This window comes from Caballeronia sordidicola, from assembly GCF_000729995.1.
Classification (GTDB): domain Bacteria; phylum Pseudomonadota; class Gammaproteobacteria; order Burkholderiales; family Burkholderiaceae; genus Caballeronia; species Caballeronia sordidicola_A.
The window spans coordinates 24,307-50,772 of sequence record NZ_JNFG01000012.1 but is presented as its reverse complement, the minus strand read 5'-3'; the positions used below and the strand labels follow the sequence as shown (position 1 = coordinate 50,772).

26 protein-coding genes are annotated in these 26,466 nt (G+C 59.5%); 13 read left to right on the top strand and 13 right to left on the bottom strand.

What is annotated here, in order from left to right; all coding sequences use genetic code 11:
• Window positions 1-462: 462 nt before the first annotated feature.
• From FH08_RS0113440 to FH08_RS49475, 5 genes are all read left to right on the top strand, one after another.
• A complete protein-coding gene (locus tag FH08_RS0113440) occupies window positions 463-1,542 on the top strand; it encodes a sugar ABC transporter substrate-binding protein (RefSeq protein ID WP_031358816.1) in 1,080 nt (359 codons plus the stop codon).
• Window positions 1,539-2,540, top strand: a complete 1,002-nt coding sequence (locus tag FH08_RS0113435) for an ABC transporter permease (protein ID WP_031358815.1) — start codon at window positions 1,539-1,541, stop codon at window positions 2,538-2,540. Before FH08_RS0113440 ends, FH08_RS0113435 begins: the two co-directional genes overlap by 4 nt.
• On the top strand, window positions 2,540-3,340 hold the full coding sequence (locus FH08_RS0113430; RefSeq protein ID WP_031358814.1) for an ATP-binding cassette domain-containing protein: 801 nt from the start codon (window positions 2,540-2,542) through the stop codon (window positions 3,338-3,340). Before FH08_RS0113435 ends, FH08_RS0113430 begins: the two co-directional genes overlap by 1 nt.
• Before the next feature lie 582 nt (window positions 3,341-3,922).
• Complete coding sequence (locus FH08_RS49480; RefSeq protein ID WP_152602824.1) at window positions 3,923-4,555, top strand: hypothetical protein; 633 nt, start codon at window positions 3,923-3,925, stop codon at window positions 4,553-4,555.
• Window positions 4,556-5,218: a hypothetical protein gene (locus FH08_RS49475; RefSeq protein WP_051888256.1), complete on the top strand. Its 663-nt coding sequence runs from the start codon at window positions 4,556-4,558 to the stop codon at window positions 5,216-5,218.
• Window positions 5,219-5,491: 273 nt separating this feature from the next.
• Here FH08_RS49475 and FH08_RS0113405 read toward each other — a convergent pair whose 3' ends face one another.
• Complete coding sequence (locus tag FH08_RS0113405; protein ID WP_051888254.1) at window positions 5,492-6,568, bottom strand: LacI family DNA-binding transcriptional regulator; 1,077 nt, start codon at window positions 6,566-6,568, stop codon at window positions 5,492-5,494.
• A 424-nt stretch (window positions 6,569-6,992) separates the two neighbouring features.
• Between FH08_RS0113405 and FH08_RS0113400 the strand changes: the two genes are divergently transcribed.
• From FH08_RS0113400 to FH08_RS0113380, 5 genes are all read left to right on the top strand, one after another.
• The gene (locus FH08_RS0113400; RefSeq protein WP_152602823.1) at window positions 6,993-7,814 is read left to right on the top strand and encodes a shikimate dehydrogenase family protein; all 822 of its coding nucleotides are present in this window, start codon (window positions 6,993-6,995) and stop codon (window positions 7,812-7,814) included.
• A gap of 71 nt (window positions 7,815-7,885) precedes the next feature.
• Window positions 7,886-8,743 carry a fumarylacetoacetate hydrolase family protein gene (locus FH08_RS0113395; protein WP_031358810.1) on the top strand — a complete coding sequence of 286 codons (858 nt, stop codon included), beginning with the start codon at window positions 7,886-7,888 and terminating at the stop codon, window positions 8,741-8,743.
• A gap of 75 nt (window positions 8,744-8,818) precedes the next feature.
• A complete protein-coding gene (locus FH08_RS0113390) occupies window positions 8,819-10,147 on the top strand; it encodes an MFS transporter (protein ID WP_031358809.1) in 1,329 nt (442 codons plus the stop codon).
• A 71-nt stretch (window positions 10,148-10,218) separates the two neighbouring features.
• Entirely contained in the window at window positions 10,219-11,166 is a 948-nt protein-coding gene (locus tag FH08_RS0113385; RefSeq protein WP_031358808.1) for a dihydrodipicolinate synthase family protein, read from the top strand.
• Between the two features lie 84 nt (window positions 11,167-11,250).
• Complete coding sequence (locus FH08_RS0113380) at window positions 11,251-12,468, top strand: porin (RefSeq protein WP_031358807.1); 1,218 nt, start codon at window positions 11,251-11,253, stop codon at window positions 12,466-12,468.
• A 66-nt stretch (window positions 12,469-12,534) separates the two neighbouring features.
• Here FH08_RS0113380 and FH08_RS0113375 read toward each other — a convergent pair whose 3' ends face one another.
• From FH08_RS0113375 to FH08_RS0113335, 9 genes are all read right to left on the bottom strand, one after another.
• Window positions 12,535-13,161, bottom strand: a complete 627-nt coding sequence (locus FH08_RS0113375; RefSeq protein WP_031358806.1) for a DAK2 domain-containing protein — start codon at window positions 13,159-13,161, stop codon at window positions 12,535-12,537.
• A gap of 31 nt (window positions 13,162-13,192) precedes the next feature.
• Window positions 13,193-14,191 (bottom strand): dihydroxyacetone kinase subunit DhaK, encoded by a 999-nt coding sequence (locus FH08_RS0113370; protein WP_031358805.1) that lies wholly within the window; start codon window positions 14,189-14,191, stop codon window positions 13,193-13,195.
• Between the two features lie 98 nt (window positions 14,192-14,289).
• Window positions 14,290-15,291 (bottom strand): ABC transporter permease, encoded by a 1,002-nt coding sequence (locus FH08_RS0113365; protein ID WP_031358804.1) that lies wholly within the window; start codon window positions 15,289-15,291, stop codon window positions 14,290-14,292.
• On the bottom strand, window positions 15,288-16,841 hold the full coding sequence (locus tag FH08_RS0113360) for a sugar ABC transporter ATP-binding protein (RefSeq protein WP_081889463.1): 1,554 nt from the start codon (window positions 16,839-16,841) through the stop codon (window positions 15,288-15,290). The genes FH08_RS0113365 and FH08_RS0113360 overlap by 4 nt, the downstream gene beginning before the upstream one ends.
• Window positions 16,842-16,935: 94 nt before the next feature.
• Window positions 16,936-18,045 carry a sugar ABC transporter substrate-binding protein gene (locus FH08_RS0113355; RefSeq protein ID WP_031358802.1) on the bottom strand — a complete coding sequence of 370 codons (1,110 nt, stop codon included), beginning with the start codon at window positions 18,043-18,045 and terminating at the stop codon, window positions 16,936-16,938.
• A gap of 221 nt (window positions 18,046-18,266) precedes the next feature.
• Window positions 18,267-18,938, bottom strand: coding sequence for an L-fuculose-phosphate aldolase (locus tag FH08_RS0113350; protein ID WP_031358801.1), 672 nt, complete (start codon window positions 18,936-18,938; stop codon window positions 18,267-18,269).
• Entirely contained in the window at window positions 18,935-20,014 is a 1,080-nt protein-coding gene (gene mtnA / locus FH08_RS0113345) for an S-methyl-5-thioribose-1-phosphate isomerase (RefSeq protein WP_031358800.1), read from the bottom strand. Before mtnA ends, FH08_RS0113350 begins: the two co-directional genes overlap by 4 nt.
• Window positions 20,015-20,109: 95 nt before the next feature.
• Window positions 20,110-21,372 carry an S-methyl-5-thioribose kinase gene (gene mtnK, locus FH08_RS0113340; RefSeq protein WP_031358799.1) on the bottom strand — a complete coding sequence of 421 codons (1,263 nt, stop codon included), beginning with the start codon at window positions 21,370-21,372 and terminating at the stop codon, window positions 20,110-20,112.
• Between the two features lie 81 nt (window positions 21,373-21,453).
• Complete coding sequence (locus tag FH08_RS0113335) at window positions 21,454-22,149, bottom strand: GntR family transcriptional regulator (RefSeq protein ID WP_235210354.1); 696 nt, start codon at window positions 22,147-22,149, stop codon at window positions 21,454-21,456.
• A 240-nt stretch (window positions 22,150-22,389) separates the two neighbouring features.
• On the opposite strand from FH08_RS0113335, the gene FH08_RS0113330 reads away from it, so the two are divergent.
• Together FH08_RS0113330 and FH08_RS0113325 are read left to right on the top strand one after the other, a co-directional pair.
• Window positions 22,390-22,638: a hypothetical protein gene (locus FH08_RS0113330; protein WP_035566157.1), complete on the top strand. Its 249-nt coding sequence runs from the start codon at window positions 22,390-22,392 to the stop codon at window positions 22,636-22,638.
• A gap of 35 nt (window positions 22,639-22,673) precedes the next feature.
• Window positions 22,674-23,057 (top strand): hypothetical protein, encoded by a 384-nt coding sequence (locus FH08_RS0113325; protein WP_031358796.1) that lies wholly within the window; start codon window positions 22,674-22,676, stop codon window positions 23,055-23,057.
• Window positions 23,058-23,121: 64 nt separating this feature from the next.
• Here the strand turns inward: FH08_RS0113325 and FH08_RS0113320 are convergent, their stop codons facing one another.
• The 3 genes from FH08_RS0113320 to FH08_RS0113310 all read right to left on the bottom strand — a co-directional run bounded on the left by FH08_RS0113320 (window position 23,122) and on the right by FH08_RS0113310 (window position 25,633).
• Complete coding sequence (locus FH08_RS0113320; protein WP_031358795.1) at window positions 23,122-23,892, bottom strand: SDR family oxidoreductase; 771 nt, start codon at window positions 23,890-23,892, stop codon at window positions 23,122-23,124.
• Between the two features lie 88 nt (window positions 23,893-23,980).
• Window positions 23,981-24,835, bottom strand: coding sequence for an alpha/beta fold hydrolase (locus FH08_RS0113315; protein ID WP_031358794.1), 855 nt, complete (start codon window positions 24,833-24,835; stop codon window positions 23,981-23,983).
• Window positions 24,836-24,922: 87 nt separating this feature from the next.
• Complete coding sequence (locus FH08_RS0113310) at window positions 24,923-25,633, bottom strand: alpha/beta fold hydrolase (protein ID WP_031358793.1); 711 nt, start codon at window positions 25,631-25,633, stop codon at window positions 24,923-24,925.
• Between the two features lie 168 nt (window positions 25,634-25,801).
• Here FH08_RS0113310 and FH08_RS0113305 point away from each other — a divergent pair, with 168 nt between their 5' ends.
• Window positions 25,802-26,425 (top strand): CGNR zinc finger domain-containing protein, encoded by a 624-nt coding sequence (locus FH08_RS0113305; RefSeq protein WP_031358792.1) that lies wholly within the window; start codon window positions 25,802-25,804, stop codon window positions 26,423-26,425.
• Window positions 26,426-26,466 lie beyond the last annotated feature (41 nt).

Sequence of the window (26,466 nt, the reverse complement as noted above, 5' to 3'; positions counted from 1 at the left end):
CTTGCAACGCTCGAACACTATGCGGAGTACTACGTATATTGAAAACCGGGCGAGCAAACACTGCGAATGACGCAACCCGGCCTTGAATTTGCAGCCATTTCGAAAGCACCGCCGTAAGGTGGATCAACAAAAGATAACCTGCGCAGGAAGCCCGATGTTCCCAAATGCTGGACTTTCCCACACACCTCTCATTTCCTGAGCAGCCTGCGCTTGCCGCAAAACGCCCGCCTCAATACCTGCCCTTACGCCGCTTTTCAAAATAGTCGGACTAGTTAAGGGTATACATCGATTAATTGGCCAATTGCCTGTTCTAGCATGTCGTTACGTCGTCATTCGGCCGTGCGTGCGGTTGAGCATGCGAGTTTCACGGAGCGGAGCATAGCGACGCCCGGCACCGGCGCTTTTCCGGCCCGCGCCAATGTGAAATGAGTTGTTCAAAAACACCGACACGGGAGACAGGACATGGCGCAAGATCGGGAAGACCTGGGCGAAGTTCAAAGCGTACGTCGCAGTTTGCTGCAAGGCGCTGGGCTGACTGCGGCGCTAGCGATGCTAGGCGGCGTGATTACACCGGCGCAAGCCGCGGAAGGCGGCCCGTTTCCGGCGCACAAGCGCTGGAAAATCGTATTCGTCAATCACGTCACAACGAACCCTTTCTTCGTTCCCACGCAATACGGCATTGAGGATGCGTCCGCCTTGCTAGGTTTCGATTACCAATGGACCGGCTCGGCCAACGCCGACGTGGGCGAGATGGTCAATGCGGTCAACGCGGCCATTGCCGCGAAAGCCGATGCCATTGCGGTTCCTATCGTGGACCCCAAGGCATTCAATACGCCGATCCAGAAAGCGCTCGACGCTGGGATCGCGGTATTTTCGTATAACGCCGATGCCCCAAGCGGCAGCGGTAATCCACGCCTCGCGTATATCGGCCAGGACCTGTATCTATCGGGCTACCAGATGGGTGAGCGTATCGTCAGCCTCGTGGATAGCGGCCTCGTCGCACTTTTTATCGCGACACCCGGGCAGCTCAACATCCAGCCGCGCCTTGACGGCGCAATCGATGCGATCAAGAAATCAGGCAAGAAAATCGATACGCAGACCATTGCGACAGGCGCGACCGTCAACGAAGAACTCTCGAAGATCAAGTCGTTCTACCTGGGGCACCAGGATTTGAAAGGCATGTTCGCCGTCGATGCAGGCAGCACGCAAGGCGTCGCCCAGGTGATGAAGGAGTCCAATCTGCCGTCCAAGGGTGTGCATGGCGGCGGCTTCGATTTGTTGCCCCGCACCGTCGAGCTGATCCACGACGGTTTCCTCGACTTCACGATCGATCAGCAACCTTACGTGCAAGGTTTTTATACCGTGCTTGAAGCGTTCGTTTTCCTTGCCTCGGGCGGACTCGTCGGACCGGCCAATATCAACACCGGCCTGAAGTTCGTTACCAAGGGCACGGTCGACCCGTACCTCACTACCGAGACGCGGTATGAAGGCAAGAGCACGAAACCGCAGATCTTGCCGCGCACGGGTGCGATCAAAGGGTGACCACTCCCGTGACGGAAGGAAGCCGGGCGAACCGGCGCCCAAGGTTATGGCCGGGCGCGCTGAAGCGATCCAGCGAGATCCGCATCCTTGCGGTCGCGCTGATCCTCAGCGTGTACTTCGAGACGGCCAACCACGACTTCCTGCTGACTAGCGCGAGTCTGGAAAACCTCTCGCAGTTCATCGCGCCGGTGGCGATCATTGCCTTCGGCGAGATCATGTTGATGATCGGCGGGGAGATCGATTTGTCCGCCGGCATGGTCTTCGCGTTCGCGCCTTTCATCATGCACTTCGCCAGCGTGGCAGGCGCGCCCGTGTGGCTCGCCCTGCTGGCCGGCGTGCTGGCGGCAGGCGTGGTCGGCGTGATCAACGGCGCGGTGACGGTGTACCTGCGCATCCCCTCCTTCGTCACCACACTCGGCACGCTGTTCTTCGTGAATGGTTTGACGCTGACCCTCTCACGAGGCACGCCGGTGTCGCCCCCGGAGGGCACGCGTTTTTCGGCGATCATGGGCGAGTGGGGCTACAGCGAAATCATCTGGACGATCGCGATCGCCGCGGTCATGCATGTGTTGCTTCGCCATACCCGATGGGGCTTGCATACCATCGCGGCGGGCGCGAATCAGCTAGGTGCGAGCGAAGCGGGTATTCAGGTGAAGCGCCTGAAACTCGGTAACTTTGTGATTGCCGCGCTGCTTGCCGGTTTCACCGGCATCCTGGAAGGCTTCCGGATAACGTCCATCGATCCTCAGGCGGGCGGCAACCAGATCATGTTCCTCGCCGTCGCCGCTGCCGTGATCGGCGGCACGCCGCTCGCCGGCGGCTCGGGCACCATTATTGGCGGGCTGATTGGCGCTGCCGTGCTTGGGATCCTCAACGACGGATTCACGCTTATCGGCATCAACGCATTCACCTTCAACATGATTCTCGGCGCGGCGATCCTGGCGGCCATGATCTTCAACATCCACGTCGTCCGTCTCGCTCGCAAGGGAGACCTCTGATGTCCGACGCATCAGCGGCTACGATGGCAGGAACAACAGGGACGGCCGCGTTGCAGGGCGAGGATATCGTCAAACGTTTTGGCGCCGTGACCGCACTCGACGGCGTGTCGCTGACGCTCAGGAAAGGCGAGATCCTGGGCGTGCTTGGCGACAACGGCGCGGGCAAATCGACGTTGATCAAGATCCTTACCGGGTTCCATCAGCAGACGAGCGGCAAGCTATTTATAGGCGGCGAAGAAACGCTGCTTCGCTCCGTCGATCATGCCCGGTCGCTTGGCATCGAATGCGTGTATCAGGATCTGGCGCTGGCGAATTCGCTAAGCATTTATCACAACATGTTCCTGAATCGGGAAATCGTCCGGCGCGGCCCGTTTCGTCTGTTGAATAACACCGCCATGCGTCGCCGCGCGGAGGAGTGCCTGGAAGAGATCGGCGTGCACGTGCCGTCGGTTGATCTGCCGGTGGAGCAGCTTTCGGGTGGGCAACGGCAGGCGATTGCCGTGGCTCGTGCGGTCAATTCGAATGCGAAAATCCTGCTGCTCGATGAACCGCTTGCAGCGATGGGTGCGCGCGAGGCGGGATTGATCATCGACCTTGTGCTGCGGCTGAAGGAGAAGCAGGGTCTGTCTATTGTGATGATCATGCATAACTACGCGCAGACGCTCGATATTGCCGATCGCGTCATGCTGATGCAACGCGGCCGCGTGACTTATGAGAAGGAGGCTGCAAGTACTTCGGTCGCTGAGTTGATGGATATTGTCAGGCGGGAATACCGGTCTATGCGGACGGGCGTGAGTTGAATCTTTGGGCTTATCACGCTAGTTGCCGCGCCACCTGATCTTCGGCCCGACTTGCCTCGCTCGATTTGCTCGCGTTCGCGAGCGAGTTCGATGATTGTGCGGATACGCGCGACTACTCGATCAAAGCCAAACGCAACCAACCCGCCGTGCGCTCAATGCGCGATTACGCGACGAAATCAAAAGAGTCTGCCCTGTCATAGACGGGCTTATGTCGCACGCCGAAAAGCAATGCTTCGCGCGCCGGTGACGAATTCAGCAAGACCGCGGGGAAACGGAAGCAGAGCGCGAACGCTACGGCGGCAAACGACCTTAACACCATTTTTGAGATGAGCCGTGCGGAAAATGAGGTAGCTTACTGTCGTTGCAACTATAAAAATTAGGATGACGACAAATCTTATTGCTATCCAAGGCACGACTTATTCCCTGTACGCACGGCATGACATTCACGGTAACCGTCCGGATTCCGGGTCCGCGTTGTTCGAGGGTGCGTCTTTATACGATTGGGAAAATGACTTTGAGCTGGTTCGAGACGTCGAAATTTGGCTGACATCGAAATTTTCGGACTTTCGCTGCATTGGTCGCGTGAGCATCCTGGAATATTTGCGCGACAAAGTCACGCAAGGTGAGGTTCGCGTGGTCCGGGAGGAATCAACGAACGCAGACAATGGCTTCGTTCAACCGCCCGGTCTTGCTGCGCCGCGCTCATGGGAGACCAAACCCTTTGAGGCCGAATACACCTACTACAGCTCGTTGCCCGCAGCGCCCTTTGACTTCGACGGCTGGCACAGCAAGGTTGAGGGCTGGACAAACGATTTCGCGAACGAGATGGCGACTGCGTTGCCTACCCTTCGGGGCAGTAACCTCATGCGCACGCGCCTGAACGTCGCCGCCGCCATTGTGGGCGCATTTGGCGGTGGCTTGCGCTTGACCAATGCCGCTGCCGCTGCCGTAGACTTGGGCGACGTGAATCCAATCGGCGACACGCCCACACCGCTGGGCGATGCTGCACCATTCGAATACTTTTCAAGCGCACCGTCCGATGGCGTACTGTCGGTTGCAACGCGCTCGGGCCGCGAAGCACAGTGCTTCGCGGACTACGAACAGGACATGGAAATGTGCAACGCCGCCAAAGCGATGTATGGCGGCGATCCGCGAACCTACGCGCTTTGCAGTTCACGCGCTTCCGAAAACTACCGCACTTGCCTGGGATACTAAATGGCTGCCAACGATAACGTATTCATCACGTTCTACGACGACGAGAGCGACACTTTTAAATACTCATGGCTACGGCGCTCGACCGTGGAGCCGTTTCTCGACCGCGCACCGTTAGACGCACTGCCTTCGCCCGCGGCAGGAGCGCCGATCACCAATGAGGACGCGCGCTTGCTCGGCGGCATGGCGTTCTTGAGCATGGTAGGACGCCGTCAGAGCCTTCGCGAACGTTTGCAGATCACGACGGCCGCGCCGATGGATTGGACGCCACCGGACGTGCCTCCGATGCCCACGACACCGCTCCGGCCAGTTAGCCACCCCACGGACGGACTGAAAGCACACAATGACTTCCAACACTGGCACATCGACATCATGGCGGTGCAAGACCGCGACCTGACAATTGGCCTGTCACTGGATGACGTTCGAACAACCATCACTTTCGGGACCACAACTCGATGTTCCATTGAAAACTTCGGCATCGCTAACATCGTTGACACCATTGCGATCCTAGAGGACGGCACGCAGGCCTATGACGAGGCGCTTGTGAAGCTCAGTAGCTGCAAGCGCCTGCATCGTGCGATGCAACCCAACTGGATCGTCAGCGTATCGTCGGCAGTGGGTGTCAACGCGCTGGTGGAGTGCGTCGATATCAGCGTTCAGCCGTAGACGAGGCATTTTGTACATCCGGTGGTCATCGTTTACCCGCGGAGAAACCACCGATTTGCATTGCAAAAATTTGATGCGTTTCGCGACAGCACGCGTAAACATCCCGTCGACCGCTGCCAATTTTCGGATAGTGGTGGACAACTCATATCCGTCATTTTCTTCGACCCCCACGGCCGAAAATTCGGGTGTCGCTTAGAAAATAGTCAACTCATGCAGACGGCTAAGCTTGAAAGCAGCAACCCGGCATCAACCCCAGCCCCCCACCGGCGCGCGCTACCCAAACACACCCGGCGCCCTACCCGTCGACCCCCGCTCGACCAACATCACATCGAGCATTGCAGGCGATTCGCAATCCCGCCCCGCCAGCCTATCAATCAGATATTGCGCCGCCAACTCCCCCATCTGACGATCCGGCACTTGCACCGTCGTCAATGACGGCCGCGAGTGGGCGGCAATCTCGATGTCATCGAAGCCGCAAATTGAAAGCGTGCCCGGCACGTCGATACCCATCGCCTCAGCCTCCAGCAATGCGCCGATTGCGAGGATGTCATTCCCGCAAATGATTGCCGTCGGCGCCGGGGCGTGACTCATGATCTGCTGGAAGCTCCTGCGCGCAAACGGTATGCGTCCAATGTTCGAGTTGTTGTCCATCAGCGCCACGTGCGGCGGTCTCAAAGCCAGGCCGTTTTCCGCCAGCGTGGCATGAATGCCCTCGAGACGTGCCGCTATGCGGTTATTGAGCTTGGTCGACTGGAAGATCACGCCAAAACGCGTATGCCCAAGTTCCAGCAACCGCCGCGTGATGACCTCAAAGGCACGCGCATGATCAAATCCCGCGCACGGATGATCGCTGTCCGCCTTCTTGCCGAAGGTGACCACGTAAGGTATGCCCTTGGATCGCAGCAGGTCGAAAAGCGCATCGGGATAATTGTCTCCGAGCAATGCGACGGCATCCACTCCGCGCCCCACCATGCCGCGCGCCAGCCGGTATCCCTCCTCCGGATCATACGAGGAGCAGGCAACGAAGACGGCCAGTCCCTCAGCGCCCAAACGCCCCTGGAAGGCTTGCAACTGCTGGTGGAATTTTTCGTGCTCGAGCGTCGGGACAATCGCGCCGACGGTGTAGGAACGCCGCGATACCAGCGACCGGGCGGCCGCGTTCGGCACCCAGTCGAGTTGCGCAATCGCGGCCCGCACACGTGCACGAGTTTTCTCAGTGACTTTCTCGGGATCGTTCAGGTATCGCGAGACGGTCGCCGTGGACACGCCGGCCACCCGCGCGACATCGGCTAATACGGGTTCGTCGCCGGAGGCAGAAAGCAAACGGGGTGTTTGCTCCGTCACGGGCATTGAGTTGGCTCCTGTTGCGTGGCCGTTCGCGGGCGCGGTCTTGGCATTTTTCGATTCTGGCATGAAGAAGCTGGAAGCATGTAAGCGGTGTGCTGAAGGTAAGTGTTTGCCCTTAAACGTGCAATAGCGATTTGACGGTACGGCCAAATTCATTCTACGATGTAAGCGCTATGCAAAACAGCGTTCATGAACTATTTTTCAGGCTTATCAGATCAAACAAACTCAAAAAATGAGCAACAGTGACTCCGTTAAACCCTTAATCGAACAAAACATTAAAAATGCATAGCGGTTACATTCAGACAAACAACCATGATGCAACCGAGCACTCGGGACGACCCAATCCCGGGCAATCCGCGCCCGGAAGCCTTGATGCAGCCAGTTGCCGGAGCCGTTGGTCCTCTAAAACGCGCGATAAGGATGGGTCGTGACAACAAGCGGAGAAGTCGATTACGTGAACGGGAAGACGCGCATTTTCGGCATCGTCGGATACCCGATCGAGCAGGTGCGCTCGCCGGAGATGATCACGGCGGAGCTGGTGTCGCGTGGACTCAATGCGCTGATGGTGCCCGTGCACGTCTTGCCCTCAGATTTTGACCGTGTCATGCCCGAACTCCTGAAGCTTCAGAATTTTGACGGCTTCGTATTCACCATTCCCTTCAAGGGCGAGGCGCGCAGATTTGCGAGCCGGCTCGGTCCTCAGGCGACGTTTGTCGGCGCGGTCAACGCGCTTGTACGCACGGACGAAGGTCAATGGCTCGGGGATATCTTCGACGGTCTCGGCTGTGTGGAAGCCTTCCGCCGCCGCGACGTGAGTTTCGCAGGCAAGCGCGTGATGATGATCGGCGTGGGCGGCGCAGGCAGCGCAATTGCCGTTGCGGTAGGCCGCGAGAGCCCCGCGAGCATGAGGATCTTCGACCCCGACGCGCAACGAGCCGGGGACGTAGCCGAGAAGGTCAGGCGCTGCAGTCCTTCGACACAAGTCGAGATCGGCGAGCCCTCCGTGGATGGCATGGACGTGCTGATCAATGCGTCTCCGGTCGGCATGCTGGATGACACGCGGTTGCCCATCCGGGCGGACACGCTACCTCGCAACCTGATTGTGTTCGATGCCATCGTCAAGCCTGAAATGACCGGCCTCCTGTCGCTTGCAAGGGATAGTGGCTGCACCTTCATACAAGGCCGCGAAATGATGCGCGGACAAATCAGCAAGATTGTCGACTTCTTTCAAACCCGCGATTTCCTATAAGACATTCCATTGGCCACGCAACGCCCTGATCGCGGCCTCTTGTTTCCCTTCAATCGCAACCTGGAGCAACGATGAAATTACTACGCTATGGCCCGCAAGGCTCGGAAAAACCCGGCTTGATGGACGACAAAGGACAGATCCGTGACCTGTCCGAAGTCGTCACAGACATCGACCCGGATTTTTTCGCGGGCGATGGCCTTCGCAAGGTGGCAGCAATGGACATCAATCAATTGCCGATCGTGCAGGGAACGCCGCGCATTGGCGCGTGCATTCGACGTCCGGGAAATTTCATCGCGGTCGGCCTGAACTATGTACAACACGCGATCGAAACCAACGCACCCATCCCAGGCGAGCCGATCCTGTTCAACAAGGCGCCCTCCTGCATCTCCGGTCCGTTCGATCCCGTCACGTTGCCGGTAGGCTCTGTTAAAAGCGATTGGGAGGTCGAGCTTGCGATCGTTATCGGGCGCGACGCACTGTATGTCAGCGAAGAATCCGCGCTTGATTACGTGGCCGGATATTGCGTATGCAATGACGTGTCGGAGCGCGAATCTCAGCTTGAACATGGTGGTCAATGGGTGAAGGGCAAGATGTTCCCTACCTTCGGGCCACTGGGTCCGTGGCTTGTCACGAAAGATGAGATTGCGGATGTCCAGGAACTGAAATTGTGGCTCGAGTTGAATGGTAAGAAAGTTCAGGATTCCTCCACGAACGACATGATTTTCCCGATCAGGAAGCTGGTTTCGTATATCAGCCAGTTCGTGGCGCTTCAACCGGGCGATGTGATTACAACCGGCACGCCACCGGGCGTGGGTCTCGGCATGCATCCCGAGGTCTACCTCAAGGCCGGCGACACGATGAAGCTCGGGATTGAAGGGCTTGGCACGCAAGAACAAAAAGTAGTGAACTGGGCCGACACGCAAAAGTAACGCAGAAGAAATCGCCCCAGAGCTTTGCTCGCAGCCTTTTGAAATCTCACAATATATATAACGGAGACGCAAGCGATGAACGAGATTCCGGCAGGTCAACCCACGCCGCCGCGCATACGGCGCAGCCAGACCATCGCGCTGTCGCTGTTGATGATCAGCGGCGTCATCAACTATCTGGATCGCGGCACCCTGGCAGTTGCGAATGAATCCATTCGGGCCGATCTCGGTCTTTCGCTGGGACAGATGGGAATCTTGCTATCAGCGTTTTCGTGGAGCTACGCGCTGTGTCAACTACCCGTCGGCGCGCTGGTCGACCGGCTGGGCCCGCGCTGGCTCCTGGGCATTGGCTTGATCGTCTGGTCGTTCGCTCAGGCGGCGGGCGGACTCGCTTCGACGTTCGGATATTTCGTGGTCACGCGCATTGTGCTCGGCATTGGCGAGGCGCCGCAGTTCCCCTCGGCCGCACGCGTGGTCAGCAACTGGTTTCCTTTGCGCTCGCGCGGCGCGCCCACGGGCATCTTCAATGCAGCGTCACCACTGGGTATCGCGCTTGCGCCGCTGTGCCTGTCCATCCTGATCGCATCCACAAGCTGGCACTGGGCCTTTATCGTGACGGGCGCCGCGGGTTTGCTCGTTTCCATCGTCTGGCTGATGGTCTATCGCGATCCCGTCAGGTCGCAGATGACGGACGTCGAGCGTCAGTACCTCGATGCGGACGCCGATCAGGACACGGCTCAAAAGGCAGCAGGAAAACTCACGTTTGCAGACTGGCGTGCCCTGTTCTCCTACGGCACCACGTGGGGCATGTTGATCGGCTTCTTCGGCTCCGTGTATCTCAACTGGGTGTATCTGAGCTGGCTGCCAGGCTACTTGCGCACGGCGCGGCACATGAGCCTGGAGCGCAGCGGCATTGCCGCGGCCGTACCGTTTTTCTGCGGGTTTATCGGCGCCCTGCTGGCGGGTTGGCTGTCCGACATGATTACCCGGCGCAGCAGGTCGGCGGTGGCGGGCCGTCGCAACGCGGTGGTGGTCACGATGCTCGGCATGGTCGCTTTCACCATTCCCGCAGCGCTCGCCGAAAGCAATACGATTGCCCTCGTCTGCATATCGGTCGTGATCTTCCTGGCGAACGCGGCGTCGGCCTGCTCGTGGTCGCTCGCCACTGCGGCGGCCCCCGCCAGCCGCGTGGGATCGCTGGGTGCGATCCAGAACTTCGGCGGTTTCCTGGGCGGCGCGCTAGCGCCCGTCGCGACCGGGTACATCGCCCAGTCTTTCTCGTTCGTGCCCGCTTTGCTGACCGGCGCCGGCATCGCACTCGTTGGGGCAATCGCATACCTTGTACTCGTTCGCGAGCCGATACCCGAACGCGAACCCGAAGCCGCAACACTGCATCTGACCGCCTGACGCCTTAGATTACCGCCCGCTTACGCTGCTGCGCGACTGGGACTGACCTTGAAGACAAATAGAGAGAACACATGAATACCGCATTCAAATCAGCCACCACCATAGAAGGTATTGTCCCGGTGATGCTGACCCCATTCGACGATGCCGGCGCAATCGACTACGCCGGGCTCGAACGCCTGATCGAGTGGTATCTGGCTCACGGCTCGGACGCGCTGTTCGCGGTCGCCCAGTCGAGCGAAATGCAATTCCTGAGTCTGGCGGAGCGGGCTGAACTGGCGCGTTTCGTTGTCGATAAAGTCGCGGGACGGGTCCCGGTCGTCGCATCCGGCCACATTAGCGACGATATCGACGCGCAGGTCGAGGAACTCACCGCCGCGGCTGAGTCAGGCGCGCAAGGCATCGTGCTGGTGACGAACCATCTCGATCCGAAGCGCGAAGGCAGCGCCACGTTCCTCGCCAATCTCGATCGCCTGCTCAAACGCCTGCCAACTGACGTGCCGCTGGGCTTCTACGAATGTCCGGCGCCGTATCGCCGTTTGTTATCCGATGATGAACTCAAGGCCTGCATAGACACCGGCCGCTTCGTGATGCTCAAAGACGTGAGTTGCGATCTCGATACGGTCAAGCGCCGCGTCGCGCTCGCCCAAGGCTCGTCGCTGAAGATCCTGAACGCCAATGCAGCAATCGCATGGGACGCGATGAAAGCAGGCTCTGCCGGCTTCAACGGTGTCTTCACCAACTTCCATCCCGATCTTTATCAGTGGCTGCGCACCGAAAGCGATGCTCACCCGGCACTGGCCGAGGAATTGTCGACGTTTCTTGTTGTCACGGCGGTGTCCGAAGCACTCGGCTATCCCGCACTCGCGAAGATGTACCACCAGCGCATTGGCACCTTCAGCTCAATTCGTTGCCGCGTGATCGACTACGACGTGCGCGAACGGTTCTGGGCGCTTGACGCAGTGCTCGACAAGATCGTGGCCGGTACCGAGCATTTCCGTGCGCGCATTGCAGCGCTGTAGTGCGCGATCCATCGCCTGACCTGACAGTCACTCACAACACCGCTTGAAAGCAGTTTTATAAAAAATGGTAAAGGAGAAGATGCAATGAAAAAACGTAGCCAATATATTGGAATCCTAAGCGTTGCTGGCGTTTCATGTATCGCAAGCCCGGCTTTTGCGCAGAGCAGCGTCACGCTGTATGGGATCGTGGATACCGCCCTGGTGTATGCGAACAACCAGGGGTCGCTCGGCTCAACCAGCGGAGGACATCCGGTAACGAAACTCGCATCGGGCATCTGGGCGGGCGACCGTTTCGGCCTGAAGGGCACCGAGGACTTGGGGGGCGGCACCAAGGCGATCTTTCAGTTGGAATCGGGCTTTAATCTTGACAACGGCGCACAGCAATATACGAACGCGGAGTTCGGGCGCCAGGCGTACGTCGGTATTACGAATGCCCACTACGGCACGTTCACGGCCGGCCGCCAGTACTCGTCCTACTATGCGCTGCTGTCGCCGTATAGCCCGACCACGTGGCTTACCGGCTACTTCGGCGCGCACCCCGGCGATATCGACTCGCTGGACACCGACTTCCGCGAAAACAACTCGCTCGTCTATACGTCGCCGACTATCTACGGGTTGACAATGAGTGGCTCCTATTCGGTGGGCGGCGTGGCTGGCAGCTTCAACGCGGGCTCGACCTGGAGCGTCGCATTGCAATACATCAACGGACCGTTCGGTATTGCCGCAGGCCTGCAACGCATCAACAATTCGACGCCGGGCGGCGGCGCCTGGGGCACGGACTCAACCACGAATTCGGGCGGGCAAACGGGTGTGTCCGCCCTGACCAACGGGTATCAGACCGCCGCGGCACAGCAGCGCGTGGCAGTCACGGGCGGTTACGCGTTCACGCCGGCGCTCGATATATCGGTGTCGTATTCGAACGTCCAGTACGTGCCGGGCATCAATTCGAAGTTCACCGACGAGGCAGTCTTCAATACCTTCGGCACCGTGCTTCACTACCGCGCAGCGACCGCGATCGACCTGGCCGCGGGCTACAGCTATACGCGTGCGACGAAGGCAAACAGCATCGACAGTGCGGCTCAATATCACCAGTTCAATCTGTCCGAGGCCTACAACCTTTCGAAGCGTACGACGCTGTATGCACTGCAAGCGTTCCAGGTAGCGCATGGCAAGACGCTGGGCACGGCCGGCGCGGGCAACATCATCGACGCAACGGCAACCCTTGGCGATGGCTTCCAGAGTACGCCGTCGTCATCGGCTAAACAGTTTGCCGCAGGGGTCGGTATCGTTCACCGGTTCTGATCGGGCGATAGTCCTGGCCGCGAACAGAGGTTGATTTGCAGACCTCTGGAGCGGCCTATTCCATGACTACGATTTGAACGCTGCTTGCAACGCAATAAGGAACCGCAGGTAGGCGGTCGCCCCTGGGTCCGCATGTCCAACGCTGCGTTCCTGCACCCATGCAGCGCGCCCTTTTTGCGATTGCAATCCGGCGGTTGCATCGACTTGCTCCTGAGCCGTCGCGATCATTGCCGCTAGCAGTTCATCGGCCGTGCCGGCCGACGACTCGAGCACGTCGAGGCTTGGGATCAGTGCGTCGAGAACGGTCTTGTCGCCAAGCTTGCTTTTGCCGCGTTCCGCAATCCGCCCAGCCACTGCACGCCCGATCTCAGCCGCTTCCGTCTTTCCAACCGCCGTCTTCCCGGCCATTACCTTCGATGCCGCCAGCAGACCGCCGCCCGTCAACGCCGCGAAGGTAGACGGGTTCGCGGTAGAAAACGCCTTCCCGGCGCTGAGCAGGATATCCGCCACGGTCGCGTCTTCCAGCAAACCATCCAGCGCCTTGATGACCGCGGCGGAGCCGGCCGACACTGTAATTCCCAGGTCTCCGTCACCCAGCGCCGCATCGAGATCGCGGAGTTCGTCGGCATGTGCAGGCAGCGTGCTCAAAGCGAGTGTGAGCAAGTCCCGGAGTTCCTTGCAGGTAACGCTCATCGCATGTTCTCCTGATTAATCCAGCGACCGGTCATTCGCGAAAGAACGGCGATCGGGCAGGCGCTGCCAGCAGCGATTCCAGTTCGTCATCGACGTGCATCACCGTGATCGATGCCCCTGCCATTTCCAGGCTTGTCACATACTCGCCCACATACGATCGCGCGATAGTCAGCCCGTGGTTCGCGAGCATGCCGGCCGCTCGCCGATACAACACGTAAAGCTCTTCCAGCGGAGTCGCGCCCAGTCCGTTCACCAGGATGGCGACACGCGAGTCCGTGGGCAACGCCAGATCGCGAAGGATCGCGCCAGTAAGACGGTCGGCAATTTCGTCGGCCGTTTCCAGCTTGCCGCGATGCGACCCCGGCTCGCCATGAATGCCGATGCCAATCTCCATCTCGCCATCGGGCAGCGTGAACGTGGGCTTGCCGGCAGCGGGCAGAATAGTGGGCGACAAGCCGACGCCCATCGTGCGGCTCCGGCTATTCGCCTTGCCTGCGATGCGCGCGACTTCCTCCAGCGAGTCGCCCCGCTCCGCCGCCGCACCCGCGCACTTGAACGCGAACACCATGCCGGCCACGCCGCGCCTGTCGGCGCTTCGTTCAGCCGGGGCGGACGCCACGTCGTCGGTCAGGATCACGGTCTTGATGTCGATGCCTTCGAGCTCGGCCATATCGGACGCAAGGTCGAAGTTGAAGACATCACCGCCGTAGTTGCCATACACATACAGCACGCCTGCGCCGCCGTTCACCGCCTTGGTGGCCTCGAAGATCTGCTCGGAAGACGGCGATGAAAACACATTGCCAACGGCCACACCTCCACACAGGCCCTCGCCTACGTAGCCCAGGAAACCCGGCATATGTCCGGAGCCGCCGCCGGTCACAATGCCGACGCGGCCCTGCTTGGGCGCGTCCGCGCGCACCAGCGCGCGGCGGTCCGCGGTCGCTGCCTTGATCCATCCGGGGTGCGCAAGCAGCAATGCGTCGATCACCTCATCGACGAAATTCTCAGGCTGGTTGATGATCTTTTTCATGGGTCTTGTCTCCTTGAAGCGCGGTTTTACCCGGTCGATTCCGCGATGATTTCATCTGACCGCGCCGGGTTCCAGTCGTCATTTCTTGCGGTTCGGATTCAGAGCTTGCGCCGCTGGCTGACCGCGTCGAGCAGCACTGCCGCGAAGATCACGCCACCTTGAATGAATTGCGTCCAGAACGGGTTCACGCCAAGCAACGACAAGCCAACATTGATCACGCCGATCAGCACCACGCCAATGAAAGTCCCGACAATCGAACCACGACCGCCGGCGAGCGACGTGCCGCCAATCACAACCCCGGCAATCACCTGCAGTTCCAGGCCGTTTGCAGCCGATGGCAGCGCCGAGTTGAGCCGCCCCGCCAGCACGATGCCTGCTACCGCCGCCGTCGCCCCAGCCAGCGTGTAGGTGAGGAAGATCACCCGGTTCACGGGGATACCCGCGAGCCGTGCCGCCTCCTTGTTGCCGCCGACCGCGAACACCTGATGCCCGAAGGTCGTCTTGCGCAACAACACGTGACCGATCACGAACACCACCAGCATCACGATCATCGGTGCAGGCAAGCCGGCCAGCGTCTTGGCGCCGAAAGCCGTGAACGCGTTCGGGAAATCGAACTTGGTCCGGCCATCGGAGATCGCAAGCGTGAGCCCACGCCCCATGGCCATCATCGCCAGCGTCACGATGAACGGCACCAGCCTGAGCCACGCGACGGACAATCCGTTCAGCGCGCCGACCAGGGCGCCCACCACCAACGCCACGCCCAGGCCTGCGATGCCGAGCGCCACGTTATCCGGGCTCGATCCGGCCATCACAGTCGCCGCGACCATGCCGCTCAGCGCAACCAGCGAGCCGACTGACAGGTCGATGCCCGACGTGATGATCACGAAGGTTCCGCCGACCGCCGCAATGCCGACCACGGACACTTGCACCATGATGTTGGTGAGCGTGCTGGTGGTCAGGAATTCCGGTGACGCAATCGACAAGCCGATGCAGATCAGGATCAACGCTGCCAGCAGCGGCCCGAGACCCGTGCGCAATTGCCGGATGATGCGGCGGGAGCGCGCTTCCGAATCCGCCTGGTTCGCTGCCGTGGAAGTCATGCACCTACTCCTGTTGTAGCCCACTGGATCACTGTTTCCGAATCTGCCTGATCGCGCGGAATTTCGGTGACGATATTGCCCCGGTACATGACCAGCACCCGGTCCGACATGCCCAGCAGTTCCGGCAATTCCGAACTGACCATGATGACAGCAGCGCCCGCACGCGCCATCGACACCATATGCGCGTAGATCTCGGTCTTCGCGCCCACATCGATACCGCGTGTGGGTTCGTCGAGCATGATCACCGCCGGTTGCGTAGCCGTCGCACGGCCGAGAATGACCTTCTGCTGATTGCCGCCCGACAGATTGCCGGTGATCTGCATGACCGATGATGCGCGCACACCAAACCGCGCGCTTGCTTCCTGCGCGAGCTTGCGCTTTTTCGTGTTGCTGACGAATCCCCCCGTCGCGAGAGCGAGCAGGCTGGATAGCGCGACGTTTTCTTCGATGCTCGCATCGAGCACGAGCCCTTCGAGCTTGCGATCCTCGGACGTGTACACGAGCCCGTTGCGAACCCCTTCCGCAGGCGATCCGATGGACACCTTCTGACCGCGTATCAGCACTTCGCCGTGGCTTAAGGGCAGTGCGCCGAAGATCGCCTTGAGCAACTCGGTGCGCCCCGCGCCGGCAATACCGGCTATCCCAACGATCTCGCCAGCACGTACGCTGAAACTCGCGTTACGCAGCACCGGCGGGCTGGCCAGATTGCGGACCTCCAGCACGACCGGACCATAGTCGCGCGCCTCCCACGGATAAAACGAATCCAGGTTGCGGGCGACCATGGCCTGCACCAGGTCCTGCTCGGTCCACTGCGCCATGGGTCGTGCGCCGACAGTCGCGCCGTCGCGCATGACAACGGCCGAATCCGCGAGCGCGAACACCTCTTCAAGATGATGCGAGATAAAGATGATGCCCATGCCGGCTGCACGCAAACGCCGGACCACGGCATAGAGATTGGCGATGTCCTCACGCTGCAGCGCAGCAGTGGGTTCGTCCATGACGAGAATGCGTGCGTCGCGCGCCAGCGCCTTCGCGACCTCGACAAGCTGGCGTTTATTCAAGGGCAGGTCGCCCAGGCGCATGGACGGCGAAACGCCTTCAAGGCCCACTTGGGCGAGCGCTGTGCGGGCCATCTCGTTGGCCTGTTTGCGCAGCACCAGGCCGCTGCGCGACGGCATGCGGCCGAGGAACAGGTTCTCGGCCACCGTCATGTCGTTGACCAGTGAAAGCTCTTGATAGATCACGGCCACGCCGGCATCAATAGCCGCATGCGTACCGCGAGCAAGAGGGTGCCCGTTGATCTCGATCGTGCCTTCGTCCGGCTCGTAGGCGCCCGACAGCGTCTTGATCAACGACGATTTCCCCGCACCGTTCTCACCGACGATGGCCATCACATGGCCGGCCTGCAATTCGAGGCTGACCCCTCGCAGCGCCTTGACACCGGGGAAACTCTTGACGATACCTTCCATGCGCAACAGCGGCGGCGCGACGGTCGTGCTGAGCGTGCCCGCGTTGGCGGCACTCACCTCGGAACCCCTCTCATTGTTCATGTTCCGGTCTCAATGTATGTCACTAAATATCACTAGAATCCGATGCACATTCACATGCAGGCGCGCTCCTGTTTCAGGAGCGCGCATGAACAGCTTATTGACTGACCTGCTCTGACCAGAGACCGTATTTCTTAGTCTCATCTGAGTCTATATTGCTCTTGTCGATCAGCAAGGTCGGCCATGCATAGTTCGCCGGCACCTCCTTCTTGGCGCTGTAATCCGCAATGAAGCTCAGCGCCTTCGCGGACATTTCAATTGGGTTCTGCGAAATGGTGGCATCCTGTTTGCCCGCGCGAATGGCGGAAAGCGCCTGCGCCGTGCCATCCGCGCCAATGACCATGATGTGGTCCTTGTCACCGAGCGGCTTATAACGCCCCGAGTTATCGATCGCTTTCTCGGCGCCTACAGTGTTGTCGTCGTTCGCACCGAATACCGCATCGATCTGCGGGTACTTTTGCAGGATGTTCGTCATCGCGTTAAGCGACTTCTCCTGGTCGAACGCGCCTTCCTGGCGCGCGACCACCTTGATGTCAGGATACTTCGCGATTGCATCGCTGAAGCCTTTTTCCCGGTCGGTAGCCGCCGTGGTGCCGACCAGTCCAATCAGGTCGACCACGTTCCCCTTCGCTGAGCCATAGCGCTTCTTCAACTGGTCTGCGATCCAGTTCGCCCCAGTTGCGCCGAGCGCCACGTTGTCCGACGCCACGAAGGACGTCACCTTGCCACCGTCCGAGCCACGATCCAGCGTGAACACGGGAATGCCCATGGCGTTCGCTTTCTCGACAGCAGGGATGATCGCCTTCGAATCGATCGGGTTGAGCACCAGTGCTGTTACGCCCTGACTCAGAAGGTTGATGGCGTCGTTGACCTGTTGCTGTGCGTCGCCATTGGCATTGGTCTGGACGAGATCGAAGCCTTGCGCCTTGGCGCCCTTCTCTACCCCGGATTTCAAGCCAACGAAAAACGCGTTGTTCAGCGTGGAAACCGAAAAGCCGACCTTGACCTTGCCGCCGCCCGCATCTGATGCCGGTGCCGCCGTGGGTGCCGCACTTGCCGCGGCGCTGGCGCCTGCATCAGTCGATGCCGTTGTCGAGTTCTCGCTCTTGGAGCAGCCGCTTAGCGCGGCAGCAGCGCAAAGCACCAACGCTCCCGCCGATGCGCCGTGCGTCGACCATCTGTCAAACCTGTCTGAATTCCACGCCATAACCGTCTCCGTTGTGTAAGTTTTAAAAGCAGGTTGAGATTGCCTTGCATCTTCTTTCACTTCGATCGACAAGCTTCTGGCTGATGTGATGAGCCAGAACTCAACGATATTCAGTCCAGCGAAATACAGCCTATCGTGGTCGAATGCTATCCTCGCTACTCACAGCACGCCATCCCCAAAATCGAAAGGACCCGTTGCAAAATTGGAGCACGTCCGTCCCGTCAACTCTTCTTGCGCAGTCCATATCCCTTGAATTTTTCGATGACCTCGCTGATTGCTTCATCGGACAAGACCGGCGGCGTCCCGAGCTGGCAAGCAAGCAGATACTGCTGCGCGAGAACCTCCACTTCATTGGCCAGCCACAACGCACGAGCGAGATCGTGTCCGATGGCAATCACGCCGTGATGCGCAAGCAGACACGCAGTGCGGTCCTTCAAGGCGGTGATGGCGTGCGCGGACAATGCCTGACTACCGAAGGTCGCATACGGCGCGCAGCGTATGGAATTGCCGCCCGCAACTGCCACCATGTAGTGATGCGCAGGGATGTCCCTGCCATGAATCGCCATCGCAGTAGCCGCATTCGAATGCGTATGCACCACCGCATTGATCTCAGGCCGCGAACGCAGGATGTCGCGATGAAACCGCCATTCCGTCGAAGGCCGGCTTTGCTCGAACACCGCCGCGTCATCACTCACATCGAGCGGCAACCAGACGATGTCCTGCGTCTGCAACTCAGCATAGGGAACGCCGCTCGGCGTGATCAGCAAGCCGTCTCGCCAGCGCGCGCTGATGTTGCCGGAGGTTCCCTGATTGATGCCGAGACGCTCCATCTCGAGGGCGGTCTCGATCACCTCTCGGCGCAGTGTGGTCTCGGTGTCCGGCGTGCTGTTCACAACCCACCTCCGCCGGATGAAAACAGGGTGGCGAAGTTTTTATCGAAGGGTGGCTCCACAATCCCGCGCTCCGTGATGAAGCCGGTCACCAGATCGTGAGGCGTGACATCGAAGGCCGGGTTACGCACTTTGATATCGACAGGCGCCGTGGGCTGGCCTGCCAAGTGTGTGACCTCATGGTCCTGACGCTCTTCAATCACTATGTTCGCTCCGTTCGCAGTCAACAGGTCCAGCGTTGACGACGGACAAGCCACGTAGAACGGTATGCCGAAATAACGCGCGGTTATGGCGACGCTCAGCGTACCAATCTTATTGGCGAAGTCACCGTTGGCCGCGACCCGATCCGTGCCCACAATCACGAGGTCCACCAAGCCCTGCGACATGATGGAAGCCGCCATGCTGTCGGTGATCAGTGTCACATCGACACCGGCTCTTTGCAGTTCAAAGGCCGTGAGACGCGAGCCTTGCAGCAAGGGGCGCGTTTCATCGGCGAAGACACGGAAAGAGATGCCCTGTTGATGAGCCATGTAGATTGGCGCGGTCGCTGTACCCATGCCGGTTGTCGCCAACGCACCCGCATTGCAATGGGTCAGCACGCCGCAACCGGGCGTGATCAGGGACACGCCATGCGCGCCGATGCCGGCGCATAGCGCCTGATCCTCGGCGTGAATCTTCTTCGCCTCCTCGACCAGCACTTGGTAAATCGCCTCGGAGTCTTGCATCGCTGAGCGGTGCGCCGCAGCCAACATGCGCTTGAGGCTCCAGCTCAGGTTCACGGCCGTCGGCCGTGCCGAATCCAGGAAGCTGGCTTGCTGCATCAATTGCGACTGGAAATCCTGCGTAGATAGGTGCCTCAGCGGCTGCATCGCCACACACAAACCATAGGCTGCCGCCACCCCGATCGCCGGTGCGCCGCGCACTCGTAGCTCGTGAATCCAGCGCCAAACATCCTCAACGCCTGCGACTCGCTCAACCACGACTACCTGCGGTAATCGCGTCTGGTCCAGGAGATACAATCCCTCCTCCTCCCAGGCGAGCGTCGCGGGAAGGGCTTCTAAAGGCACCGGCGAAACCATGAGTTCTCCAGATTTAATGATGTTGTCCTGACCTGAGATTTCGTTACTGCATTCACCGGTTTGATCGGCATGGTTTGAAGTTGGCAGACTCACGCTCAGTCCTCGCTCTGCGCACAGACGGTTCTTGCGTGCGCCAGAACCTCGTCAATTCCGCCGAACTGCTGGCGTTGCACAAGCAAAGCTTCACCGAACCGCAGACAACGCACTTCAATTTTTGCGCGTGCTGCTTCGTCAGGAATGCTCGTGATTTCCGCAACCTTCGCCATTCCCACAATCCGGCGGATCATCTTGCAGCCCGCGAATCCGAGTGTGTCCGCGAACAGCCGTCGCATGAAATGGGTTCGGAATGCTTCCGAGCATGGTTCGTCAGGATCGTCGCCAATGAAGTGCTGCTTGCTGCGGCTCTCATGATCCCGCCAGAGATTCAGGAACTTGTCGGCAAAACCGTTCCAGATCTGGGCGGCCTGTTCCAGCAGCCATTGCTGGTAGTGTTCGGGATTCTCTCCGCCCACGCGGCCGTGCCAGTCGCGAGAGAAGTACGCCAACCAAAGATTGGCCAGGATCGCGCCGACATCGAAACCCATAGGCCCGTAGAAAGCGAACTCGGGGTCTATCACGAAGGTCTCGTCCTGATTGATCATGATCGATCCGGTATGCAGGTCGCCATGCAGCAAACTCTCTGCATGGTTCATGAACGCCCATTTCATTTCCGCGACGGCAATGCGCAACGGCGCTGACGTTCTAAGCCGTTCTACCGCCGAGTGAGGCAAGGCCGGGCTATAGATGTTAGAAGGATGACCCTCGAACGGATAAGTAAAAACGAGGTCCTCCGTGATCTTGCAGAGCTCGCTATTGACCGCCGCGCCAACGGCGTCCTTTTTCACATGCGGCGCGAGGAACAGATCCGAACAGAAGAACAGCGTATGCGCCAGATAGGTGGAAAGATGATCGGCGAACTTCGGATAAACAATTCCTTCCATCAAACCTTGCCGCAGGATCTTGTGCGAGGACAAACGCTGCATGACCATCAGGAACAGCTTGCTGTCCGCGTGATAAACCTCAGGGACGTGTTGCGGACATAACGCGCCGAAGCGTCGCAGCGCCGCCACCTCATGCTCCATGCGCTGGCGCGTCAACGGCCAGCTCGTACCGACCAGACGCAGGAAAGGCGGCGCCTGTTTGACGACAACACTCTTCTCCGGCTCCCGGGCGTTACTCACGAAATAAACGAAATTCAGATTACCGTCGCCGACTTCGACTACGTCCAGTTCATGGGTATCGCCGAGCAACGCGCGCACCGCCGGAATGCCGCCAAGGTAAGCCGTCAACTGAGCAGAATTCAACGCTTCAAATTCCATCGATTCCTCCTTCACAGACATCCTCGGGCTTGACTTCGTGCGGCGTGCTGAGTGGTGCTTCAAAGATGCTTCAGTGGCGCTTCAGTGGCGCTTGCGGACCAGATCGAACTTGAAGATGCTGCTGTTGTAGTAGTCGTTGCTGTAACAGATGGGCTTGCCGGTATCGTCGAAATCCACTTCATCCAGCAGCAGGAACAGACCCACGCCCTCCCGCAACTCAGGCAAATCCCTCGAGGTCAGGATCGTCGGTTGAATCGAGCTATGCGTATGCGAGAGGCGAAGCCCGGTGCGCTCGAACATCGCGAACAAAGACTCGCCCATATCGCCATCGGCTCTGTCGTATAAAGCTTTCGGCACGATGTCGATGCAATACGCCGCAATGGCGTCGTCGGCCCACCGAACCCGCTCGATCCGCACACACGGGTCGCCTACTTGCAACGCCAGCTTTTGCGCCAGGTTTTCCGATGCGGTGATTGGTTTTATCTGCAAACGGCTGGTCGACGGAACCCCGCCGACACTCTTGATCATGTCGGTTACGGACATCAGATCATCGAGACCACCTTCCAGCTTTAGCGAAATTTGTCTGACGAACGTGCCCCGTCCCTGTATACGCGATAAAAGCCCGTGCGAAATCATCTGCGCCACGGCCTCGCGCAGACTGGAACGCCCCACGCCAAGTTGCTCGCATAGCTCGATTTCAGTAGGAATCTGATCGCCTGGCTTGAGTGCTTTTTCCCGAATCATGGCGCGCAGAGATTCCTGTATTTTTTCGCTCATCGATCTCTCTACACTCAGGCGCATGGCTTGTTCTTTTGTGTTGACTTGATGCAAGATACATCAGACGTCTGATGTTTTCTTCAGGATTTACCCTGATTTTTGAGGAGGTTGTGTGGGGACGCGGCGCGAGCGGACGCGCCTCTCCAGGCGTCCTGGTCATGGCGTCGCAGTCTGTTGTCGCTTTGCGCGGATGACCTATGATTGCGGTATCCAAAAACGGATGACTACTGGCTTAAAACGATGAACAAAACTGAAGACCATGGCAGCAACGAGACGTTTGCTCATTCCGATTTTCGAATTGGTACGGAGTTCTACACTGAAACCGGGCTTTGGCGTTGCACGGATGTCGGCACACGTACTATCGTCGCGGTGAAAATTACAGACGGCTATCCGTCGCCCCAAGACCCGCCGCCGTTTTCCAACGCCGCCGAGATGGTGTTCGACGAGTACGATTTCGACGGTTTGTATCGCCGCCCGGTAGAGGATTGACTCTCCACACGCCTGTCGCCAAGGACTTCACGCCAATGCCCTCTTCAATCCGCAACTCGCTCGGCTGGATCCTCGAAGCATTCGAGAGCGATTCAACCTACATTCACAAGCGGATGTTCGGTAGCGATGCCGCCTATCTCGACGGGCTGTTGTGTCTGGTTGTCGCCGACCGCGACGCACCGTGGAACGGTTTGCTCGTGTGCACATCGCAAGACCGCCACGCCGCTCTCGTCGATGAAATGCCCGCACTGCAGCCGCATCCGGTGCTGGGTAAATGGCTTTACGTTCCGCAAGACGACCCGGAATTTGAAGCCATAGCGAAAAGGATCACGGCGCTCGTGCTCGCACGCGATCCACGCGTGGGAGTCGAGCCGAAGCCCCGCCGGCGTGGCAGTAAATCCGCGCCATCAAAGAAGTAAAGCAGTCAACGCGCGTGCGGCCCAGTCCACGGTCACATAGGCAAATGCTGATTCGCTCGCCTGCTTAGATCGACTTGACCTCGCCCCCGTCCATTCGAATGGCGGACCCTGTCATCCACCGGGCCGCCGGTGAAACCAGGAACGCCATCAGTTCGGCAATTTCTTCAGGCTCGCCGTAGCGTGTAATCCCCACCTCACTTGGGAACTTGGCGGTTGCCTCCTCGACCGTCATGTTATGCAGCGGCGCCCAGTGCTCGAGGTAGGAGCGCCGACGTCCTGTCATCACGGGCCCGGGCAGCACGCTGTTCACCTGGACGCCGTCAGTGATCCCTCGGTCGGAAAACGCCTTCGCGAGCGCAATGATCGCCGCGTTGATTGTCCCGACTGCCGCGTACGGTGCTTTCGGAAAGAGCGCGGAATTGCCTGACATCAACACGACAGAGCCCTTCGAAGCCATCAACGCAGGCCAAGCTTCAATGGTCAGGCGACGGGCGCCATGCAACTTGAGCGCCATGCCGGCATCCCACTGTTCGTCCGTCATGTCGAGTACGTCGATTTGCGGAACAGCGCCCGCGATATTGAGCAACGCATCGATACGGCCGAACCTGGCAACTGTTTGTTCTACTACCTTCTTTGCCGCCGACGGGTCGGACAAGTCCAAGTCAATGACAAGCGCTTGCGCACCTGCCTCCTTGACGGCTGCTGCGGTCTCCTCGAGCTTGGCCCGATTGCGCGCAACCAGTACGATCGAACCAAAGTCCCGTGCGAGACGGACTGCCGTGGAAAAGCCGATTCCCTGGCTCGCTCCCGTAACAACAGCGACTGCGTTTGACATGTCAATGCTCCTGGGTTTATGAACGCGTCTGCGTTCAGTCGTGCACGACCCGCAGCAGGCAAAGCCCAACCTGCCGCAAGAGTCCAATTCATCGGGAAAGGAATTCGCCGATCGCCGTAGCAATCTCGCTGGCATGCGTTTCAAGGGCGAAGTGGCCGGTATCGTAGAAGCGGATATCGGCGCCGGGGATGTCCCGCTTGAACGCCTCTGCGCCCGGCGGCAGGAAGAACGGGTCGTGCTTCCCCCATACCGCCAGCAAGCGCGGCTGGTGCTTGCGGAAGTACTCCTGGAACGCGGGATAGAGCGCAACGTTGCTCTTGTAGTCACCGAACAAGTCTAGCTGGACCTCATCGGCTCCGGGGCGTGTCAGGTAGAAGTTGTCCAGCGCGATACCGTCCGGCGACACCACGGCTTCGTCGGGGACGCCATGGGTGTACTGCCAGCGTGTCGTCTCCGGCGCCAGGAAGGCGCGAAGGGCTTGGCGATTCCCGTCCGACGGGTCCTGCCAATACGCACGAATGGGGTTCCACCCATCGCTCAGTCCTTCCTCGTACGCGTTGCCGTTCTGGGAAATGATAGCCGTGATGCGCTCGGGATGCCTGGCTGCAATCCGCAAGCCTGTTGGTGCCCCGTAGTCGAATACGTAGACCGCGAAACGGTCGAATCCGACCACTTCGGTAAAGCGATCGATGACGCCGGCGAGGTTGTCGAAGTTGTACTTGAACTGCTCGCGGGGCGGCATATCAGACCGGCCGAATCCAGGAAGATCCGGCGCGATAATGTGGAAGCGATCGGCCAGCAGCGGGATCAGGTCCCGGAACATGTGGCTGGAACTGGGGAAGCCGTGAAGCAACAGCAGCTTGGGCGCGCCCGCGAGCCCTGCTTCACGATAAAAGATCTTGAAGCCATCGACATCCGCAGTACGGTACGTGATACCAGTCATGGTGATTCTCCTCGTTGATACCTGCAGTTACGCCAGATGCCCTTGGCGACAAAGCGACGATGCAAAGACACGAAGCCCCCACGTCCATCAGTCGCGCACTTCACGAACTTCACGAATTTCACGCACGGCCTGAAGAATCAGATCAACGACGAAACCGGGTGCCGTGACGATCGGTGTGTGGTCGACCGGGTGCGAGCTCACCCGCGCGTTCATGCGCTCGGCCATGAAACGCTGGGTCTCGGCGACGATCATGTGATCCTGCTCCGCCAGCAGATACCAGCTCGGCACGTCCTTCCAAAGCGGCCGTCCTACCGGAACGCTGATACAAGCTGGCGAGATCGGGCGCTGAACAGCGGTCAACACGGCCAACTCCTGCGCGGATGCGTTTTGAGCAAAGGCCGCGGCAAACGCCTCCTCGGGCAACCAGATCAAGCCGTGGTTATCAGGAGCGAGCTTGGGCGCTACGGGGTGCGGCTCGTTTCGATAGAACACATCGGCTACCGTTTCCCCCTCGTCGGGCGCCAGCGCCGCGATGTAGACGAGCGCCTTGATCCTGGGATTGCGTGCGGCGCCAATGACCGCGCCTGCGTAAGCGTGTCCCACCAGCACAACAGGCCCATCGATCCGTTCGAGGGTTCGGTCAAGTGCCGCCACGTCGTCGTCCAATGTCGTTAGCGGGACAGGGACAGTAACCGCATTAACTCCATTTGACTGGAGTCCATTTATGACTTTACTCCAGCTTGAACCGTCGGCCCAGGCGCCGGGGACAAGTACGACTTTCACATTCCTTTCAGACATGTTCGTCTCCATATTGAGAGGTAAATCCATCTGCGCGCCAAGCTGATGGCGGCAAGCTAATCGTCAGATTCCGTAACCCTCTTAATTCATTTAAGAAGGTTATTCGAGAATATGGTAACCTGTCAACTCTCTTTGAGAAGGTTATTTTGTCCAGCTTTGAGGTAAGCAATGTCCCAGCAAGTTCCCGCGATGTTCATAGCCGATTCAGCCGGCCTGGATTTTTTGAATTCGATAGCGACGCCGGTCGATGCTCCAATCGACTGGATCGATGATGGCGATGGCCTGCTGACCTGGCTCGAGCAGTCGCAACTGGTACCCGCAGAAGTGCTGCGCACGATGCGCGAGCGTGCAATGCCCGGCGAGCTCGATCGACTGGCGGATCAGGCGCGCAGTCTGCGTGAATGGTTCAGGGTGTTCGTCCGTGAGCGCAAGGGCAGAACGCTAGGGGCGGCGGATCTGCGTGAGCTGGAGCCGCTGAACCTGCTGCTCGCACGTGATGAAGCCTTCGGGAAAATCGTCGCTCATGAACATGAGACGACGGGTGCCCTCACGTTCGAACGCTCGCGGCGCTGGAGTTCACCGGAGTCGCTGCTTCTGCCGATCGGAGAGATCCTGGCGAAGCTGGTTTGCGAGGAGGACTTCACCTACGTGAAGGCGTGCGAAGGTCCGACCTGCACCCTGCTGTTCGCCGATCACACCCGGGGGCATGCGCGGCGCTGGTGCAGCATGGCGGCTTGCGGTAACCGGGCAAAGCAAGCGGCGCATCGGAACCGGATCAAGGAACAAGGTTGAAGCGCGGTTTGATTCGAAACGATCTGAGGCCGCCGGCACCA

Bases quoted from the DNA above. Each gene is read 5' to 3' on its own strand.
- FH08_RS0113310 (WP_031358793.1), bottom strand. From the start codon at position 25,633: ATGTCTGAAAGGAATGTGAAAGTCGTACTTGTCCCCGGCGCCTGGGCC.
- FH08_RS0113405 (WP_051888254.1), bottom strand. From the start codon at position 6,568: ATGCCCGTGACGGAGCAAACACCCCGTTTGCTTTCTGCCTCCGGCGAC.
- FH08_RS0113375 (WP_031358806.1), bottom strand. From the start codon at position 13,161: ATGAGCGTTACCTGCAAGGAACTCCGGGACTTGCTCACACTCGCTTTG.
- FH08_RS0113335 (WP_235210354.1), bottom strand. From the start codon at position 22,149: ATGAGCGAAAAAATACAGGAATCTCTGCGCGCCATGATTCGGGAAAAA.
- FH08_RS0113365 (WP_031358804.1), bottom strand. From the start codon at position 15,291: ATGACTTCCACGGCAGCGAACCAGGCGGATTCGGAAGCGCGCTCCCGC.
- mtnA (WP_031358800.1), bottom strand. From the start codon at position 20,014: ATGGTTTCGCCGGTGCCTTTAGAAGCCCTTCCCGCGACGCTCGCCTGG.
- FH08_RS0113385 (WP_031358808.1), top strand. From the start codon at position 10,219: ATGAATACCGCATTCAAATCAGCCACCACCATAGAAGGTATTGTCCCG.
- FH08_RS0113370 (WP_031358805.1), bottom strand. From the start codon at position 14,191: ATGAAAAAGATCATCAACCAGCCTGAGAATTTCGTCGATGAGGTGATC.
- FH08_RS0113360 (WP_081889463.1), bottom strand. From the start codon at position 16,841: ATGAACAATGAGAGGGGTTCCGAGGTGAGTGCCGCCAACGCGGGCACG.
- FH08_RS0113330 (WP_035566157.1), top strand. From the start codon at position 22,390: ATGAACAAAACTGAAGACCATGGCAGCAACGAGACGTTTGCTCATTCC.
- FH08_RS0113305 (WP_031358792.1), top strand. From the start codon at position 25,802: ATGTCCCAGCAAGTTCCCGCGATGTTCATAGCCGATTCAGCCGGCCTG.
- FH08_RS49475 (WP_051888256.1), top strand. From the start codon at position 4,556: ATGGCTGCCAACGATAACGTATTCATCACGTTCTACGACGACGAGAGC.
- FH08_RS0113395 (WP_031358810.1), top strand. From the start codon at position 7,886: ATGAAATTACTACGCTATGGCCCGCAAGGCTCGGAAAAACCCGGCTTG.
- FH08_RS0113430 (WP_031358814.1), top strand. From the start codon at position 2,540: ATGTCCGACGCATCAGCGGCTACGATGGCAGGAACAACAGGGACGGCC.
- FH08_RS0113440 (WP_031358816.1), top strand. From the start codon at position 463: ATGGCGCAAGATCGGGAAGACCTGGGCGAAGTTCAAAGCGTACGTCGC.
- FH08_RS0113320 (WP_031358795.1), bottom strand. From the start codon at position 23,892: ATGTCAAACGCAGTCGCTGTTGTTACGGGAGCGAGCCAGGGAATCGGC.
- FH08_RS0113380 (WP_031358807.1), top strand. From the start codon at position 11,251: ATGAAAAAACGTAGCCAATATATTGGAATCCTAAGCGTTGCTGGCGTT.
- FH08_RS0113325 (WP_031358796.1), top strand. From the start codon at position 22,674: ATGCCCTCTTCAATCCGCAACTCGCTCGGCTGGATCCTCGAAGCATTC.
- mtnK (WP_031358799.1), bottom strand. From the start codon at position 21,372: ATGGAATTTGAAGCGTTGAATTCTGCTCAGTTGACGGCTTACCTTGGC.
- FH08_RS0113315 (WP_031358794.1), bottom strand. From the start codon at position 24,835: ATGACTGGTATCACGTACCGTACTGCGGATGTCGATGGCTTCAAGATC.
- FH08_RS0113355 (WP_031358802.1), bottom strand. From the start codon at position 18,045: ATGGCGTGGAATTCAGACAGGTTTGACAGATGGTCGACGCACGGCGCA.
- FH08_RS0113390 (WP_031358809.1), top strand. From the start codon at position 8,819: ATGAACGAGATTCCGGCAGGTCAACCCACGCCGCCGCGCATACGGCGC.